Origin of the sequence: Microbacterium sp. oral taxon 186 str. F0373, from assembly GCF_000411455.1 — a bacterium.
Lineage (GTDB): Bacteria > Actinomycetota > Actinomycetes > Actinomycetales > Microbacteriaceae > Microbacterium.
Genome location: NZ_KE150457.1, coordinates 1,824,152 through 1,840,471 on the forward strand (window position 1 = coordinate 1,824,152; position 16,320 = coordinate 1,840,471).

Consider the following 16,320-nt stretch of genomic DNA (forward strand, 5'->3'; position numbering starts at 1 on the left):
AACCCGACGCGGGCCGCGGTCGGCTCAGCCCGCGAGAATGTCACCCATGAGTTCCCTCCCAGAATCGGTGTCGGCGCGCTACGCCCGGTTCGCCCGCGACGAGACTCCCGGTCGTTCCGCGCTGTACGGCGAGTGGGCCGTCGGAGTCGCCGCGGATGCCGCGGTGCAGGAGGTGCTGGAAAGGATCTCGCCTTCGCATCGTCAGCCGCCCCTCGTCTTCGCCGTCGCGCGGATGCTCGGATCCGGCGAGAGTGGGTACCCCCAGTGGCGGGAGTGGGTGCTCGCCCACAGCGACAGACTGATCACGGAGTGCGCGGCGCGGTCTCTGCAGACGAACGAACCCCTGCGGTGCGCCGCTCTGCTGCCCGCGTTGGCCGGCATCGACGGGCCGATCGCGCTGCTGGAGGTCGGCGCGAGTGCAGGACTGTGTCTCTACCCCGACCGATACTCCTACCGCTATCGCGGCGTCGCCGGCGAGATCGTGCACGACCCCCGCGGCGGCGCATCGTCCGTCGTGCTCGAGAGCGAGCTTCGTGGTCCGCACGTGCCGCCGCTGCGGCATCCGGAGATCGTCTGGCGGGCGGGCATCGATCTCGCACCGCTGGATCCAGCCGACCCGGCCACCGAATCATGGCTGACCGCTCTCGTCTGGCCCGGCGAGACCGGACGCGCCGATCGGGTGCGTTCCGCCCTGCGCATCGCGGCAGCGGAGCCGCCCCTCATGTTCGCGGGCGACGGCGTCGACCAGCTCGCTCACGCCGTCGCGGCGGCGCCGCCCGAGGCGACGCTGGTCGTTCAGACCCCCGGCGTGCTGGCGCACCTCGGCTGGCACGCGCGCCACGCGCTGATCGAGCAGGTATCCGCCGTGGGTCGGTGGATCACGCTCGACGCGCCCTCGCTGCACGAGGGATGGCGCGGCGGGCGGATCGCATCGAACGCTCCCGCTGAGGGCTTCGCACTCGCGCGCGACGGCGTCGTCCTCGCCCATGCCGACCCACTCGGGCGATGGCTGGAGTGGCGTCCCGGCGAGCGCGCTGCGCGGGGTTAGCGTGAGCAGGTGCCCCTCTCCGAGCGTGATCGCCTCCTCCTCGACTTCGAGTCGCGGTGGACCGTACACGACGCCGTGAAGGAGGAGGCCATCCGCGCCGAGCTCGCCCTGGCGCCCGCCCGGTACTACCAGCTGCTGGCTCGCATCATCGATCAACCGGATGCCGCGGCGCACGACGCCATGCTGGTGCACCGCCTCCGTCGGCTCCGCGATGCCCGCGAGAGCGAGCGTGCGGGACGCGCGGCCGTTCCCGCCGTCCGCACGGGAACAGGCCGATAGCATTCTGGGGTGCCGAGTACGCCCCCTCAGAAAGACCGCTTCGATGATCTCGCCCTCGAGGGGGGACGCATCGGTGCGCACCGCGCCGAGAATCCGCGCCTGCGGGGAGGAATCGTCGGGCTGTGGTCGGTCATCGCGATCGTCGTGCTGGTCGCGCTCGGTATCTTCGGCACGCTGATCGCCACCGGGCGCGTCACCCTCTTTCCCACACCGAGCGCCACGCCGAGGACCATCTCGACCGCCGAGCCGGTCGTCGACACGTCGTACTCGGTCACCGTTCTCAACGCGACGACACAGTCTGGTCTGGCCGGCTCCCTCGCGCAGACCATCGTCGGGGCCGGCTGGTCGCCCGACAGCGTCACGGCCGGCGACGCCAGTTCCAAGGACTTCCCGAACACGACGGTCTTCTACTCCGACCCCGCCGAAGAAGGTGCGGCGCGGGGGCTCGCACAGGTGATCGGCGGGGCGGCCGTGACACTCAGCGATGCGTACAAGGGCCTCGCGAGCGGCGACGGCGCCAAGCTCCTCGTGGTCGTGATCGGTGCCGATCGCACGGATGCCGGGGCCACTCCGTCCGGCTGACCACACCGCCCCGCGGGTATCGGCGGGGAGCGTGTTTCGCGCGTGTGAACAGTTCGATGCGCCCGTGTCAACACTTGCCGGAACGGCGATTTCGCCGCTGTCACGCTGGTTAGCATTGCGACGTCCCACCGCAGCATCAGGAGATTCGCATGGCCCAAGGCACCGTCAAGTGGTTCAACGCCGAGAAGGGTTTCGGCTTCATCACCGTGACCGACGGCCAGGACGTATTCGTCCACTACTCCAACATCGACATGTCGGGATTCCGCGTCCTGGAGGAGGGGCAGACGGTCGAGTTCACCGTCGGCGCCGGTCAGAAGGGCCCGCAGGCCGAGTCGGTCCGCGTCGTCGCCTGACGTCGTTCGACCCTCCCGTCGCGCCCGCTCGGCGCGGCTTGCACTCGTCATGCCAGAGTGCCAGAATGAGTTAGCACTCAATCATCGCGAGTGCTAAAGACTCATCCTCACGTCCGGGAGGGACGACACACTTATGGCAAAGATCATCGCTTTCGACGAGGAGGCCCGCCGTGGCCTCGAGCGTGGCCTGAACATCCTGGCCGACGCCGTCAAGGTGACCCTGGGCCCGCGCGGTCGCAACGTCGTGCTCGAGAAGAAGTGGGGCGCCCCCACGATCACGAACGACGGTGTCTCGATCGCCAAGGAGATCGAGCTCGACGACCCGTACGAGAAGATCGGCGCGGAGCTCGTCAAGGAGGTCGCCAAGAAGACGGACGACGTCGCCGGTGACGGCACCACGACGGCCACCGTCCTCGCCCAGGCCCTCGTGCGCGAAGGGCTGCGCAACGTCGCGGCCGGCGCAGACCCCATCTCCCTGAAGAAGGGCATCGAGAAGGCCGTCAAGGCGCTCTCCGACGAGCTGCTCGCGTCCGCGAAGGAGGTCGAGACCAAGGAGGAGATCGCCGCCACGGCATCCATCTCCGCCGCCGACCCCGAGATCGGCGCGCTGATCGCCGAGGCGATCGACAAGGTCGGCAAGGAAGGCGTCGTCACGGTCGAGGAGTCGAACACGTTCGGCACCGAGCTCGAGCTCACCGAGGGCATGCGCTTCGACAAGGGTTACATCAACCCCTACTTCGTCACGGACCCGGAGCGCCAGGAGGCTGTCTTCGAGGACCCGTACATCCTCATCGCGAACCAGAAGATCTCCAACATCAAGGACCTTCTGCCGATCGTCGACAAGGTGATCCAGGAGGGCAAGGAGCTCGTCATCATCGCCGAGGACGTCGAGGGTGAGGCTCTCGCGACCCTCGTTCTCAACAAGATCCGCGGCATCTTCAAGTCGGTCGCCGTCAAGGCCCCCGGCTTCGGCGACCGCCGCAAGGCGCAGCTCCAGGACATCGCCATCCTCACCGGTGGCCAGGTCATCACGGAGGAGGTCGGTCTCAAGCTCGAGAACGCCACCACCGACCTGCTCGGCAAGGCGCGCAAGGTCATCGTCACCAAGGACGAGACCACGATCGTCGAGGGTGCGGGCGAGTCCGCGCAGATCGAGGGTCGCGTGACCCAGATCAAGCGCGAGATCGAGAACACCGACAGCGACTACGACCGCGAGAAGCTGCAGGAGCGCCTCGCCAAGCTCGCCGGCGGCGTCGCCGTCATCAAGGCGGGCGCGGCCACCGAGGTCGAGCTCAAGGAGCGCAAGCACCGCATCGAGGACGCCGTTCGCAACGCGAAGGCCGCCGTCGAGGAGGGCATCGTCCCCGGTGGTGGTGTCGCCCTCATCCAGGCCGGCAAGCGTGCGTTCGAGAAGCTCGAGCTCACGGGCGACGAGGCGACGGGTGCGAACATCGTCAAGGTCGCCATCGAGGCGCCCCTGAAGCAGATCGCCCTCAACGCCGGCCTCGAGCCGGGTGTCGTCGCCAACAAGGTGTCGGAGCTTCCCGTCGGCCAGGGCCTGAACGCCGCGACCGGTGAGTACGTCGACATGTTCGCCGCGGGCATCATCGACCCGGCCAAGGTGACGCGCTCGGCGCTGCAGAACGCCGCGTCGATCGCGGGTCTGTTCCTCACCACCGAGGTCGTCGTCGCCGACAAGCCCGAGAAGGCCGCCGCTCCCGCGGGCGACCCCACGGGTGGCATGGACTTCTGAGTCCGGATCTCAACGGAAAGGCCCCTCTTCGGAGGGGCCTTTCTGCGTGGAGCGGTGCGCAGTCGGGCGGCCTCAGCGGAACATGCTCGCGGCGGCGCTCTCGGTCTGCGCGTACTGTGCGCCGGCGTGACCCAGCGCGGTGCCGATGTCTCCGAGCGCGCTCTCCAGCTCCGTCTGTGCAGCCCGCCACCGATCGACCAACCCTTGGAAGGCAACGGCCGCGCTGCCCGTCCACGCACCCTGGAGCTGGGTGAGCTGGCCGAGCATCGCGGCGGTCTCTGACTGCAGGCGATCGGCGGTGGCGCGGATCGCGCCGGTTGCACTGAGTACGGCTTCCGAGTCCACACTGAACGCGGTCATGATGACGTCCTTTCGTCGGTGTGGGTTCACGCTAGCCAGCGGTGCGCTGGCCTGAGATGGCCCAGAGCACGGGTGTACGCAATGCGCTCACGGAGGGGCTCTGGGGAGGAAGCCTCGAGCGGAGCTCGCAGCCTCGGTGCCTCAGGAGTCGATGTGCAGCCGAGGCAGGGGCTGTGTCTCGATGAAGAGATGCTCCGCGGCGTCGCGGCGCTGCGCGAGCGGGAACGCCACACGGAAAGTGGCGCCGCCGCCGGGCGTCTCGCTGACCACGATCGATCCGTGCAGCGCGTCGACCACCGACGCCACGATCGACAGACCCAGGCCGGAGCCGCCCGTCTCCCGCGTGCGCGAGGTGTCGGCACGCCAGAACCGCTGGAAGATCTTCTCCCGCAGCTGCGGAGCGATGCCTTCGCCGTGATCGATGACCGAGATCCATCCCATCCCACCGGATTCGTCGACGCCCACGGCGAGCTCGATGGGTGAGCCGTCCGGCGTGTACCGGCGCGCGTTGCCGAGCAGGTTCGCGACGACCTGACGGATGCGGTTCTCGTCGCCCAGGACCACCGGTTCGCGCTCCGCCAGCAGCGGTGCTTCCGCTGGCGTCGGCGGTGCGCTCACGAGAGCGTCCTCCGCGCGCGGACGACGCCGCAGCAACGCGCCGATCGTGGCCGTGGGCGGGCGCTTGCGGGTCGGGGTGCTGCTGGTCGGCGGCACGGATGCCGGGCGCAGCATCCGCGGGCGCGGCGCATCGTCGCGGAACGATACCGTCCGCTCGGGTGCGGTCGCCCGGGCGTCGAGCACCGCGTCGCGGGCGATGGGGCGCAGGTCGACGGGGGCCACGACGATGTCGCGACGTTCGTCGAGCCGGGCCAGGGCGAGGAGATCCTCCACGAGGCCGCCCATCCGGATCGCCTCCTTCTCGATGCGCTCCATCGACTGGGCCGTCTGCTCGTCGCCGGAGATGGCGCCCATCCGATACAGCTCTGCGTATCCGCGCACGGTGACCAGCGGGGTGCGCAGCTCGTGGCTCGCATCGCCGATGAAGCGTCTCATCTGCAGCACCGTGGCGTCACGCTGGCCGAGCGCCTGATCCACGCGATCGAGCATCGCATTGATCGCCGTCTTGAGCTTTCCGACTTCGGTGCCGGGGGCGATGTCGCCCATGCGCTGGCCGAAGTCGCCCCGCGCGATCGACATCGCCGTCTGCTCCACCTGCCCGAGGCTGCGGAAGGCCAGGGTGACGAGCCAGCGCGTCAACAAGGCGCTGACGAGCACCGTCAGCACCGCGAGGATGCCGTAGATGCCGACGAAGCTCGCGACCGTCTGGTTGACCGGGGTGAGGGGGAGAGCCAGTAGCTGCACGTTGTTCTCGCGCGCCCCCGGGATCTGCAGGATGTCCACCGCCGCGTGGAAGGTCGTCTTCCCGTCGGCGGAAGTGAGATCGAAGGGGGCCGTGCCCTGCATGAGAGTGCGATCGAGTCCGAACGTCGCCGGGAAGACCGGGCCCCCGTCGGCGGTCGGTCCACCACGGGCCAGCAGCGTGCCGTCGGGTCCGTAGACCGCGATGTAGAAGGACGTGAGCGGTGGATACTCGGCGGGTTCGAACTGTGCCACGCCGTCGACGACCTGCACGCTCAGCAGGCTGCTGGCCTGGTCGAGCGTCACGGTCTGGCTGATCGACTGGTCGCGCTCGGCGATCTGGGCGTTGCGGAGGAAAACCGCCGTCCCGAACCCGGCGACGAGCAGGCCGACGGTGAGCACGGCGACGGTGACGCCGGTGACCTTCGCGCGCAGACTGAGGCCGCGCCACCACGAGGTGAGGCGGTCGTTCTTCTTCGCGTGGGCCGCGTACACGCCGTCCGCCGTCATCGCGCGCGGATCAGGTGGTCTTGCCGGCCTTCAGCATGTAGCCGAAGCCGCGCTTGGTCTGGATGAGCGGCTCCGACGAATACGGGTCGATCTTGCGGCGCAGGTAGGAGATGTAGCTCTCCACGATGCCGGCGTCGCCGTTGAAGTCGTACTCCCAGACGTGGTCGAGGATCTGCGCCTTGCTGAGCACGCGGTTCGGGTTGAGCATGAGGTAGCGCAACAGCTTGAACTCGGTGGGCGACAGGTCGATCGACACATCGCCGACGGTCACGTCGTGCGTGTCCTGATCCATCGTCAGCTCACCCGCGCGGATGGTCGACTCCTCGTCGGCCTGCATGGTGCGACGCAGGATCGCCTGCAGGCGCGCGACGATCTCGTCGAGGGAGAAGGGCTTGGTGACGTAGTCGTCGCCGCCCGCGTTCAGGCCCTCGATCTTGTCCTCGGTCTCATCCTTCGCGGTGAGGAAGAGGATGGGGGCCGTGTAGCCCGCGCCGCGGAGGCGCTTCGTGACGCTGAACCCGTTCATGTCCGGGAGCATGACGTCGAGGATGATGAGGTCGGGTTCCTCCTCGAGCACGGCCGAGATGGTCTGCGCGCCGTTCGCGACGGCGCGCACCTGGTAGCCGGCGAACCTGAGGCTCGTGACCAGCAGGTCCCGGATGTTCGGTTCGTCGTCCACGACGAGGATGCGCGGTGCGGTCATAGCCCCATCCTGGCATCGCAACCCTTCCCTTTGCTGGATATCGGAGAAGATGGATGGATGACGACGCCCGCGCCGCAGGTCCCCGTCCCTCCGTCAACACCGCTGTTCGCGCCACCGATGTCACCCATCGCGCCCGCGATCTCCCGCGCGGCCCGGGCTCTGCCCGCCGACGCCCTCGTGGGCGGTCTCGCCTTCCACCGCCTGATCTTCGCGCGCCGACGCTCGGGATGGTGGACGCCGCTGGTCACCGGCATCCTGGGACTCGCGATCTACCTCGGGTTCCTGGTCTTCGTCATGGTCGTCATCGGCATCGCGCTCTTGGGCGACCCGGCGCGCCTGGACGACCTGGGACGCCTCGGTCAGTCGGGCGGCGTCGACATGGGCGACCCGCTAATGGTCGCGATCCTGCTCGGCACGATCGCCCTCATGCTCCCGGCCTACATCCTCGCGTCACTGATCGTGAACGGACCGCGGGTCGGGCTCGTCTCCTCCGCCGCGGGGCGGCTGCGCTGGCGCTGGATGTTGCGCTGCGGCGCGCTCGCCGTCGGCGTGTCGGTCGTGCTGACCGCGGTGGGCTTCCTCCTTCCCGGCGCAATGGAGGAGCCCGGGACGCCCGTCCCGGCCGCGACCTGGCCGATCACGCTGGTGATCGTGCTGCTGCTCGTTCCGGTGCAGGCGGCGGCGGAGGAGTACATCTTCCGCGGGTACCTCATGCAGAGCATCGGGCGCTGGCTGCGGCATCCTGCCTTCGCGATCCTGCTGCCCGTGCCGTTGTTCGTCCTCGGTCACGGCTATGACCTGCTCGGTCAGATCGGTGTGGGGCTCTTCGCCGTCGCCGCCGGCTGGCTCACGTGGCGCACCGGCGGACTGGAAGCGGCGATCGCCCTCCACGTCGTGAACAACCTGTCGGCGTTCCTGCTCTCGCTCGCGTCGGGGTCCAGCCCCACCCAGAGCACGACGGGACTGGTCAGCTTCCTGTGGTCGTTCCTGCTGATCGCCGGGTACGTCGCGCTCGTCGAGTGGATGCTGACGCGTCGCCCCCTGCCGCGCACGCTGGTCCTGCCGCCGCCTGCTCCCGTCTGGTGACCTACGCGGCGGCGATGCCCTCGGCATCCAGGATCGTGTAGCTGTAGCCCTGCTCGGCGAGGAAGCGCTGCCGGTTCTGGGCGAAGTCCTGGTCGACGGTGTCGCGTGCGATGAGCGTGTAGAAGCTCGCCGTGTGCCCGTTCGACTTGGGACGAAGCAGTCGGCCGAGCCGCTGGGCCTCCTCCTGTCGTGAGCCGAACGACCCCGACACCTGGATCGCGACCGACGCATCGGGCAGATCGATCGAGAAGTTCGCGACCTTCGAGACCACGAGCACCGGCAGGCGCGCTTCACGGAACGCGGCGAACAGCTCCTCGCGCTCGTCGACGGGCGTCGCCCCCGTGATCTTCGGTGCGTCCAGCGCCTCGGACAGCACGTCGATCTGATCGAGGTACTGGCCGATGACGAGGATCTGCTCTCCCGCGTGACGGGCGACGAGATCCTTGACCACGCCGATCTTCGCGTGAGCCGTGGCGGCGAGACGGTAGCGCTCGTCGTCGGCGGATGCCGCGTACTCCATGCGGTCGGAGGGCGGGAGGTCGACGCGCACCTCGTAGCAGACGGCCGGAGAGATGAAGCCCTGGGCCTCGATCTCCTTCCACGGGGCGTCGAAGCGCTTGGGGCCGATGAGGCTGAACACGTCCCCTTCGCGGCCGTCCTCCCGGACGAGCGTCGCGGTCAGTCCGAGGCGGCGACGTGCCTGCAGATCGGCGGTGAGCTTGAAGACCGGAGCGGGGAGCAGATGCACCTCGTCGTAGACGATGAGGCCCCAATCCAGCGCGTCCAGCAACGCCAGGTGCGCGTACTGGCCTTTCCGCTTGGCCGTGAGGATCTGATAGGTCGCGATGGTGACCGGCTTGACCTCCTTGGTCTGACCGGAGTACTCGCCGATCTCCTCGGGGGTCAGCGTGGTGCGCTTGAGCAGCTCGTCGCGCCACTGGCGCGCGCTGACGGTGTTGGTGACGAGGATGAGGGTCGTCGTCTTCGTCTCGGCCATCGCCGCGGCGCCCACGAGCGTCTTGCCGGCGCCGCAGGGGAGCACGACGACGCCAGAGCCGCCCTCGCTGAAGATGTCGACGGCGTGGCGCTGGTACGGACGCAGGGTCCACCCGTCCTCGTGCAGGTCGATCTCGTGCGGGGTTCCGGGGGTGTAGCCGGCGTGATCCTCCGCAGGCCAGCCGATCTTCAGCAGCTCCTGCTTGATGTGCCCGCGCGCCCAGGCGTCGATCACGTAGGTATCGGGGGAGGGGTGGCCGATCAGCAGCGGCTGAATGCGCTTGTTCTTGGCCATCTCGGCGAGAACGGCGGGATCGGAGCCCCGCAGCACGAGCGCGCCCTCGGCATCCCGCTCGATGACCAGGCGCCCGTAGCGGTTGACGGTCTCGCGGATGTCGATCGACACCGAGGCGGGCACCGGGAAGCGGGACCAGCGGTCGAGCGTGGCGAGCATGTCGTCGGCGCTGTGGCCGGCGGCGCGTGCGTTCCAGAGCCCCAGCCGGGTGACCCGGTAGGTGTGGATGTGCTCGGGTGCGCGCTCGAGCTCGGCGAAGATCGCGAGCTCGTGCCGCGCTGTCTCCGCCTGGGGGTGAGCGACTTCGAGCAGCACGGTGCGGTCGCTTTGCACGATGAGGGGGCCGTCAGCCATAGCGTCCCAGTCTACCGACCTCGCAGCGCCCGGGGCTTCGCGTCGCCGTTCCCGCGTGTGCCTGCAGGCGGTCAGAGAGGACGGATGCCGTTGATGCTGGACACCGGCAGGGTGCGCTCCACATCGACGGTGCGATCGAGTCCCCGCAGGCGTCCGCCGCCGAGGCCGGTCGCCTCGATCGTGAACTCGCGCTCGGTGCCGTCGGGCATACGCACCGCGACGACGATGGTGGCGCGCGCCTTGACGGCGTGATCCAGTTCGCGGCCGAGCCACGCGGCGTCGGCATCGTCGGTAGGGGCGGCGCGCAGCCGCGCGAGGAGCGCGGCGTACGTGTCGCGATCGGGTGAGGGCTCGGTCGGTGTCGGCGCCAGGCGGTGGCGGTCGAGGCGTCGACGTTGGCCGTCGGCATCCACCGCGACGACCGGATATCGGGCGTCGGCGATCATCCAGAATGCGGTGTCGGCCCCGCTGCGGGTCACGAGGCCGTCGGCGTCCTGCACGAGCCCGAGGGGACGTAGCGCCTGATCGACGGCGAGGGTGCGCAGCAGCGCCTCGTCGTCGCTCCAGACCCGGGTGCGGCCCTCGTCGTCGGGACCGACGCGGACCATGCCGTGCGTGCGAGAGGTGCGTTCGATCTCGTACGCCAGCGGCTGGGGCAAGCCGGTGAGCGAGAGTTCGGTGAGGAAGGCGCGCAGCGACTCGGCGCTCTCACCCGCCGTGAGGGCGTCGGCGATGCTCTCGGTCGTGAAGCGGTAGCTCGACGCCTGCGCACGCGACTCCCGCCGCGCCATCGACCTCAGCCGCATGTCGAGGTGCGGCGACAGCGGTCCGGGCGCGATGGCGGTCAGGTCGTTCTGCAGGTACACCCGATCGACCTCGCTCGGCAGCAGCCGGGAGAGTTCGTCGAGGGTCGCGGAGGAGAACGGCGCGCTCGCGCCGTCGACGAACGTGTCGCGCGCCCACGAGGCGGGGCGGTCCGCCTCGTCGAGGACGCCCCAACGTCGAAGGAGCGCACGGAGATTCGCCGCCCTCTCCGACCACAGCGCATCCAAGGGGTAAGCCCGCGCCCACGCCGCGGGCGGGAGCCAGCCGCCGGTCGGTCGCCGCAGTCCACGCGGCAATCCTTCGACAAGCGCTGCGGCCACCTCTGTCCACCGCGCGATCGTGTCGGTATGCAGCCACTGAGAACCCCGGGCCGTGACGAGCCAGGTCTTCTCCTGCCCCGACAGCAGACCGGTCCGTTCGGCGATCACGACCAGTTCATCGGCGGCGGCGGCATCGTCGACGATCCCGTCCTCGATGAGGCGGCGACGGTCGGCGGCGCCGAGCGTGCCGGAGCCGATGCGGCCGAACGGATGCGTCAGTGCGGCGTGCAGGATGTCGCCGAGCGAGCCCAGCGAGGAGAACGCCCGCTCCGCGGCGCCGGCGTCGTCGGGCAGGCCCTCGGCATCCGCGCCCTCCTGTTCGTCGAGCCCGACCGCGGGCATCGGCGCCGTGGTGAGGGCTGCCAATGCGGACGACACCGCGTCGTACACCACGCCCTCTTCGTCCACCAGCGCCAGCTCCTGCAGCCGGGAGCGGACGCCATCGTCTGCGGCCGGGGCGGCGTCAGTGAGGGCCGAGATCTCGCTCGAGGTGAGGCCCCGCAGCGTGCGCTCGATCGATGACGGGTCCAGAAGCGACTCAGCCGCGTCGAATGCGTCGTTCCAGCTCGCCGTGGGCGACACGTGGCGCGCCGCGAACAAAGCCGTCAGGGCGTCGTCGGTGCGCTGCACGAGGTGCTGTGCGAGAGCGCGCGCATCCGATCCGGTCACGTCAGCGGCCCTTGCCGACCCGGGCCTTCCGCACGAAGGTCATGATGAGCACTGCCATCAGCAGGATGAACGCGACGATCGGCGCGATATAGACGAGCGTGCCGACCAACGGCCAGACGCCCTGCCCGAAGTCGTCGTGCTTCATGCCCCCAGCCGAGCCGATCATGATCGCGACGAAGCAGATCACGGACAGCAACAACAGACCCAGGGACATGAACGCGAGGACGCGGTCGATGCGGCGGACGGGAAGATCGTCGGCCGAGCCGGGGGTGCGAGAAGACGAAGAGGGCATCGGGATCACCCTACTGCGTCCCCGCGTCGGGCGTAGCGGTGTCGTAGGCTGGAGTGGGCAGGATGCCCACCCTCGTGCCCTCGCGGCACGGGTCACGATGTCACCGCGCCTCAGGGCGCCGACGAGCGAGGTTTTTGCGATGCCCACCGGCAAGGTCAGGTTCTACGACGACGAGAAGGGGTTCGGCTTCATCACCACCGATGACGGCCAGGACGTCTTCCTGCACGCCACGGCCCTCCCCGCGGGCACCGAGGGGCTGAAGGCCGGAACGCGCCTCGACTTCGGCGTCGCCGACGGCAAGCGCGGGCTGCAGGCGCTGGCGGTGCGGGTGCTCGACGCCCCCGTCAGCCTCGCCAAGCGCAACCGGATGAAGCCGGATGACATGGCGATCGTGGTCGAAGACCTCGTCAAGCTGCTCGACAAGGTCGGCGGCGACCTGCGTCACGGTCACTACCCGAACGCGGGACAGGGCAAGAAGGTCGCCGCGATCCTGCGCAAGGTCGCCGATGAACTCGACGCCTGAGTCCGTCGACTCCGGCGCGGATGCCGAGGGCGAAAAGCCGGTGCTCGTCGCCGACGACCGCCTGCTCGCGGCCCACGACCTGGCGCTGTCCGCGCTGCGCGAGATCACGCCGGCGGCGACGATCGGCGACCCCGCCGGATACACGCTCGAGGCGGACGGTGTCGTCTCCCTGCGTTTCGCCACGACGATGGAGGGCTATCCCGGCTGGTTCTGGACGGTGAGTCTCGCTGTCGTCGACGACGCCGAGCCGACCGTGCTCGAGGCCGAGCTCCTTCCGGGTGAGGGGGCCCTCCTGGCACCCGAGTGGGTGCCGTGGGCGGTGCGTCTGGCCGAGTACCAGGCCGCGCAGGCGGCGCTCGCCGCCGAGCGCGGCGTCGAGGCCGAGGATGCTGCCGACGCCGATGACGATTCGGACGATGATCTCGACGACGACGACCTCGACGACGTGGATGATCTGGATGCCGCCGACTTCGACGACGACGGCTCGCCGATTCTGCACGCCGGCGACGTCGACGGCGTCGACATCGACGTGCTGGACGACGACACCGACGACGAGGACGCCGACGCCGACGAGGACTAGCGGCGTTTCGACTCGCGCCGGCGTCGCGCGCTCAACGACCGGGTGTCAGAACGCGACGGTGAACGGCGCGGACTGCAAGACCTCCTCGCGCGACGCCGCGATCCTCGCCGTCATGGACGGCCTGCAGGTGCAGTGGCTGCTCGAGCCCGATGCGCTCGATCTCGGCGGCCTCTGAGTTCGCGATCGAGGCCATCGTCGCGGCCGTGCTGGATCCTCGGCCGTCACCGCTGGCGTGAATCCGCGGCGCGGGGCGATCGGCCTCAGCCGCGCATGTGCTCGATCGTGTAGTCGATCGCCTTGATGAGCTGGCGGACATCGTCGGGCTCGATCGAGACGAACGTGGCGATGCGCAGCTGGTTGCGTCCGAGCTTTCGGTACGGCTCGGTGTCGACGATCCCATTGGCGCGCAGGCTCGCGGCGACGGCCGCGGCATCCACGGACTCGTCGAAGTCGATGGTGACCACGACGGGGGAGCGGTCGGCCGGATCGGCGACGAACGGGGTCGCCGCCGCGGAGTCTTCGGCCCACTGATACAGGGCCTGCGACGACTCCGCCGTGCGGCCCGCCGCCCAGCCGAGGCCGCCGTTGCCGTTGATCCACTCGAGCTGCTTGTCGAGCAGCACGAGAGTGGCGACCGCGGGGGTGTTCAGCGTCTGGTTGAGTCGCGAGTTGTCGAGAGCGTTCTTCAGGCTCAGGAACTCGGGGATGTAGCGGCCGGATGCCGCGACGCGCTCGATGCGCTCGATGGCGGCAGGGGAGACCGCCGCGAACCACAGGCCGCCGTCGGAACCGAGGTTCTTCTGGGGCGCGAAGTAGTAGACGTCCGTCTGCGAGACGGCGAAGTTGATGCCACCGGCCGCGCTCGTCGCGTCGATGACGGTGAGCGCGCCCTCGTCACCGGCGACACGGGAGATGGGTGCCGCGACACCGGTGGAGGTCTCGTTGTGCGGCCAGGCGTACACGTCGACACCCTCGACCGCCTCGGCGACCGTGCGCGTTCCGGCATCCGCCTTGCGCACGTCCGGCGCTTCGAGCCACGGCGCGGCGGCCGCAGCGGCGAACTTGCCACCGAACTCGCCGAAGACGAGGTTCTGCGCGCGGCGCTCGATGAGACCGAACGCGGCCGCGTCCCAGAACGCCGTCGAGCCGCCGTTGCCGAGGATGATCTCGTAGCCGTCGGGAAGACGCAGCAGGTCGCTGAGGCCCATCCGCACCTGGCCCACCAGGTTCTTGATCGGGGCCTGTCGGTGCGAGGTTCCCATCAGCACCGCACCGGGGCCCGCCAGGGCAGCGAGCTGCTCCGGCCGGATCTTGGACGGGCCGCAACCGAAGCGACCGTCGGCGGGCAGGATCTCGCGGGGCAGCGTGACGTGGGCCATGCTCCCGATTCTAGGGTCAGCGCCGCCGGCGCCCCGCCGCGTCGCCGTGAGAAACGGATAGGCTGAGAACACACCCACGAACGTGCACGAGGCCTGCCCATGACGGATCTGATCGACACCACCGAGATGTACCTGCGTACCATCCTCGAGCTCGAGGAGGAAGGCATCGTCCCCCTGCGTGCGCGCATCTCGGAGCGTCTCGGCCACTCCGGTCCGACGGTGTCGCAGACGATCGGACGCATGGAGCGCGACGGTCTGGTCGTGGTCTCCGACGACCGCTCGCTGGAGCTCACGATCCCCGGGCGGCAGAAGGCCGGCGACGTCATGCGCAAGCACCGCCTGGCGGAGCGTCTGCTCAGTGACGTGATCGGTCTCGACTGGGCGTACGTGCACGAAGAGGCCTGCCGCTGGGAGCACGTGATGAGCGAGCTCGTCGAGCGCCGCCTCATCGAGCTGCTGGGCCATCCCACCGAGTCGCCGTACGGCAACCCGATCCCGGGCCTCGACCAGCTGGGCGACGTGCCGGCCCGCACCTTCGATGACGGCGTGGTGGGTCTCGTACGCCTGCTGAATGAGACCGGCGGCCCGGTGCACGGCACCGTCCGGCGCCTCGCTGAGCCGGTGCAGGTCGACCCCGAACTCCTCGAGCAGCTGCGCGACGCCGGCGTCGTGCCGGGAGGCGTCGGCGACTTCCGGTTCAGTGAGGGCTACGTCCTCGTGCAGATGGCCGGCAAGGTCGATGGACTGGAGCTTCCGGTCGAGGTCGCCTCGCACATCTTCCTCGTCGACGCGGTCCCGCACGCCTGAGCGTCACCCGGGAAGCGCCTGGGCATGAACACCTGTGCGTGACTTATTCGTTACCTTCCGGTAGCCTCGAAAAGTCCACGTGGCGAGAAGCCCGCCACGGACCTCCGCACGGATTGCCTCATCGGTTCGTCGTTCGCGCGGTGACACCCGTACATCTGTGCCCTGACACCGAGTGCCGACGAACCAGCGGACCGCCCCGAGCGGTATCGCAGAGGCGCCGGAGGACAATTGGCTGAACAGTACGACCCGTCGCAGGAGATCCCCGAGTCCGAAGCGACGACACCGACACGGCGTAGCCGCGCACAGCGCGGCGCGTTGACCCGTTCCGCGGGCTCCGCCCCCGCTGTGCGAGCAATGGCTGTCACGCCGGCCCCCGCGCCGCGACGCTCGCGCCGCAGAGGCCATCCGGTCCGCAGCTTCATCACGGTCGCCGCCGTCGGCGGTCTGATCGCCACCGTCGCGATCGCGCCGGCCTTCGCCGCCTCGACGTCGAGCCCCGCCGAAGCGGTCACGCTCCAGCAGGTCGCCGCGGAGAACGCGCAGTCGCTCGTGATCGCGTCCGAAGCGACGCCGGCCGCCCTGGCCCGCGACAGCTATTCGGCGACGACGCCCGAAGAGATCCAGACCAAGAAGAACGAGGATGCCGCCAAAGCCGCGGCGGCTGCCCGCATCGCGGCGGCATCCACCGCATCCGCCGATGCCTCGGTCTACTCCGGCTCGCTCGCCGAGACGATCGCTCCGGCGGGCTCCGTCGTGCGTCCCCTGCCGTTCTTCAACCACTTCGGTGAGCCGTACCCGGGCCACAAGGGCACCGACTACATGGTCGACCGCTACACCCCGATCTACGCGATCGCCGACGGCGTCGTGGTCGAGTCGAGCGAGGATGGTCCCGGATGGGGCGTCTACGTCAAGATCGCCCACAACATCGGCGGCAACACGGTGACCTCGCTGTACGCGCACATGTCGTACGGCACCCGTCGCGTGGTCGTCGGCGACACCGTGCGTGCCGGACAGATCATCGGCCAGGTCGGTGACACGGGACGCGCGTTCGGCACCCACCTGCACCTCGAGATCTACGTCAACGGATCGTGGACCAACGCCGAGGACTTCCTCGTCGCGAACGTCCGCTGACGCTGTCTGCGTCGACACGCGGCATTCGTTCACCTCTGATTCGCCCCGGCGGGCTCTACGTGCATTAGCCTGATCCCGACGCTCGCACAGCCGAGGGGGAGCCGCATGGACACAGG

Annotated in this window: 17 protein-coding genes and 1 pseudogene; 11 read left to right on the forward strand and 7 right to left on the reverse strand. The window is 69.4% G+C overall.

Features of this window, described 5'->3' with window-relative positions; all coding sequences use genetic code 11:
* The first annotated feature begins 46 nt into the window (after positions 1 to 46).
* The 5 genes from HMPREF1529_RS08535 (at position 47) to groL (ending at position 4,015) form a co-directional block, all read left to right on the forward strand.
* The gene (locus HMPREF1529_RS08535) at positions 47 to 1,048 is read left to right on the forward strand and encodes a DUF2332 domain-containing protein (protein ID WP_016464505.1); all 1,002 of its coding nucleotides are present in this window, start codon (positions 47 to 49) and stop codon (positions 1,046 to 1,048) included.
* A gap of 9 nt (positions 1,049 to 1,057) precedes the next feature.
* On the forward strand, positions 1,058 to 1,327 hold the full coding sequence (locus HMPREF1529_RS08540; protein WP_016464506.1) for a DUF3263 domain-containing protein: 270 nt from the start codon (positions 1,058 to 1,060) through the stop codon (positions 1,325 to 1,327).
* Between the two features lie 9 nt (positions 1,328 to 1,336).
* A complete protein-coding gene (locus HMPREF1529_RS08545; RefSeq protein WP_016464507.1) occupies positions 1,337 to 1,909 on the forward strand; it encodes a LytR C-terminal domain-containing protein in 573 nt (190 codons plus the stop codon).
* Positions 1,910 to 2,058: 149 nt separating this feature from the next.
* Positions 2,059 to 2,262, forward strand: coding sequence for a cold-shock protein (locus tag HMPREF1529_RS08550; RefSeq protein WP_005051075.1), 204 nt, complete (start codon positions 2,059 to 2,061; stop codon positions 2,260 to 2,262).
* Positions 2,263 to 2,395: 133 nt separating this feature from the next.
* The gene (gene groL, locus HMPREF1529_RS08555; protein ID WP_005051072.1) at positions 2,396 to 4,015 is read left to right on the forward strand and encodes a chaperonin GroEL; all 1,620 of its coding nucleotides are present in this window, start codon (positions 2,396 to 2,398) and stop codon (positions 4,013 to 4,015) included.
* 72 nt (positions 4,016 to 4,087) lie between these two features.
* On the opposite strand, the gene HMPREF1529_RS08560 is transcribed toward groL, so the two are convergent.
* The 3 genes from HMPREF1529_RS08560 to HMPREF1529_RS08570 form a co-directional block, all read right to left on the reverse strand.
* A complete protein-coding gene (locus tag HMPREF1529_RS08560; RefSeq protein WP_016464508.1) occupies positions 4,088 to 4,375 on the reverse strand; it encodes a WXG100 family type VII secretion target in 288 nt (95 codons plus the stop codon).
* A 141-nt stretch (positions 4,376 to 4,516) separates the two neighbouring features.
* Positions 4,517 to 6,244 (reverse strand): sensor histidine kinase, encoded by a 1,728-nt coding sequence (locus HMPREF1529_RS08565; RefSeq protein WP_016464509.1) that lies wholly within the window; start codon positions 6,242 to 6,244, stop codon positions 4,517 to 4,519.
* 10 nt (positions 6,245 to 6,254) lie between these two features.
* Positions 6,255 to 6,947: a response regulator transcription factor gene (locus HMPREF1529_RS08570; RefSeq protein ID WP_005051066.1), complete on the reverse strand. Its 693-nt coding sequence runs from the start codon at positions 6,945 to 6,947 to the stop codon at positions 6,255 to 6,257.
* Between the two features lie 57 nt (positions 6,948 to 7,004).
* Between HMPREF1529_RS08570 and HMPREF1529_RS08575 the strand changes: the two genes are divergently transcribed.
* Positions 7,005 to 8,033, forward strand: a complete 1,029-nt coding sequence (locus tag HMPREF1529_RS08575) for a CPBP family intramembrane glutamic endopeptidase (protein WP_232212087.1) — start codon at positions 7,005 to 7,007, stop codon at positions 8,031 to 8,033.
* 1 nt (position 8,034) lies between these two features.
* Here the strand turns inward: HMPREF1529_RS08575 and HMPREF1529_RS08580 are convergent, their stop codons facing one another.
* The 3 genes from HMPREF1529_RS08580 to HMPREF1529_RS08590 all read right to left on the reverse strand — a co-directional run bounded on the left by HMPREF1529_RS08580 (position 8,035) and on the right by HMPREF1529_RS08590 (position 11,784).
* Positions 8,035 to 9,678, reverse strand: coding sequence for a DNA repair helicase XPB (locus tag HMPREF1529_RS08580; protein ID WP_016464511.1), 1,644 nt, complete (start codon positions 9,676 to 9,678; stop codon positions 8,035 to 8,037).
* 71 nt (positions 9,679 to 9,749) lie between these two features.
* Positions 9,750 to 11,492 (reverse strand): helicase-associated domain-containing protein, encoded by a 1,743-nt coding sequence (locus HMPREF1529_RS08585; protein WP_016464512.1) that lies wholly within the window; start codon positions 11,490 to 11,492, stop codon positions 9,750 to 9,752.
* 1 nt (position 11,493) lies between these two features.
* On the reverse strand, positions 11,494 to 11,784 hold the full coding sequence (locus HMPREF1529_RS08590; protein WP_016464513.1) for a hypothetical protein: 291 nt from the start codon (positions 11,782 to 11,784) through the stop codon (positions 11,494 to 11,496).
* Between the two features lie 139 nt (positions 11,785 to 11,923).
* Here HMPREF1529_RS08590 and HMPREF1529_RS08595 point away from each other — a divergent pair, with 139 nt between their 5' ends.
* From HMPREF1529_RS08595 to HMPREF1529_RS15855, 3 genes and pseudogenes are all read left to right on the forward strand, one after another.
* Entirely contained in the window at positions 11,924 to 12,307 is a 384-nt protein-coding gene (locus tag HMPREF1529_RS08595) for a cold-shock protein (RefSeq protein WP_005051055.1), read from the forward strand.
* The gene (locus HMPREF1529_RS08600; RefSeq protein WP_016464514.1) at positions 12,291 to 12,887 is read left to right on the forward strand and encodes a DUF3027 domain-containing protein; all 597 of its coding nucleotides are present in this window, start codon (positions 12,291 to 12,293) and stop codon (positions 12,885 to 12,887) included. Before HMPREF1529_RS08595 ends, HMPREF1529_RS08600 begins: the two co-directional genes overlap by 17 nt.
* A 94-nt stretch (positions 12,888 to 12,981) precedes the next feature.
* Positions 12,982 to 13,123: pseudogene (locus tag HMPREF1529_RS15855) on the forward strand (TetR family transcriptional regulator); the annotation flags it as partial.
* A gap of 24 nt (positions 13,124 to 13,147) precedes the next feature.
* Here HMPREF1529_RS15855 and serC read toward each other — a convergent pair.
* Entirely contained in the window at positions 13,148 to 14,266 is a 1,119-nt protein-coding gene (gene serC / locus HMPREF1529_RS08605; RefSeq protein WP_016464515.1) for a phosphoserine transaminase, read from the reverse strand.
* 99 nt (positions 14,267 to 14,365) lie between these two features.
* Here serC and HMPREF1529_RS08610 point away from each other — a divergent pair, with 99 nt between their 5' ends.
* A complete protein-coding gene (locus HMPREF1529_RS08610; protein ID WP_016464516.1) occupies positions 14,366 to 15,073 on the forward strand; it encodes a metal-dependent transcriptional regulator in 708 nt (235 codons plus the stop codon).
* A gap of 354 nt (positions 15,074 to 15,427) precedes the next feature.
* Complete coding sequence (locus HMPREF1529_RS08615; RefSeq protein ID WP_232212088.1) at positions 15,428 to 16,204, forward strand: M23 family metallopeptidase; 777 nt, start codon at positions 15,428 to 15,430, stop codon at positions 16,202 to 16,204.
* The last annotated feature ends 116 nt before the right edge of the window (positions 16,205 to 16,320 follow it).